At 57.0% G+C, this 314-nt stretch carries 1 pseudogene; it reads right to left on the reverse strand.

From position 1 onward, the window contains the following. Positions 1-211 precede the first annotated feature (211 nt). Positions 212-314 (reverse strand): annotated as a pseudogene (locus EN850_RS37645) (5-formyltetrahydrofolate cyclo-ligase); the annotation flags it as partial.

Consider the following 314-nt stretch of genomic DNA (forward strand, 5'->3'; position numbering starts at 1 on the left):
ACGGTGGCGACGGTGCGTTGCCAGGCGGCTTGGTGATGCAAGCTTGTGCCGACGATGTGGGCTCCCATCGCAAACAGCACGGCGGCGATCAGGGCGAAAGGCATCAGCAAGTAGCGTGCGAAGATAAACACCACGACCCCGTCGGCTCGAACTATATTGTTCGAATATCACCCGACGGTTCTTTGAAACGCGTTAAGCAGGTCGTGAGAGTTTAAGCGATGTCGAAGCGCCGCAGCCCGCTTTCGGTCAGTATTTCCGGAATGATGACGTCATGGTTCTCTTCCGGCACCCGCTCGACTTCCTGGCAATCGAAG

It is taken from the genome of Mesorhizobium sp. M8A.F.Ca.ET.207.01.1.1 (assembly GCF_004794715.1).
Taxonomy (GTDB): domain Bacteria; phylum Pseudomonadota; class Alphaproteobacteria; order Rhizobiales; family Rhizobiaceae; genus Mesorhizobium.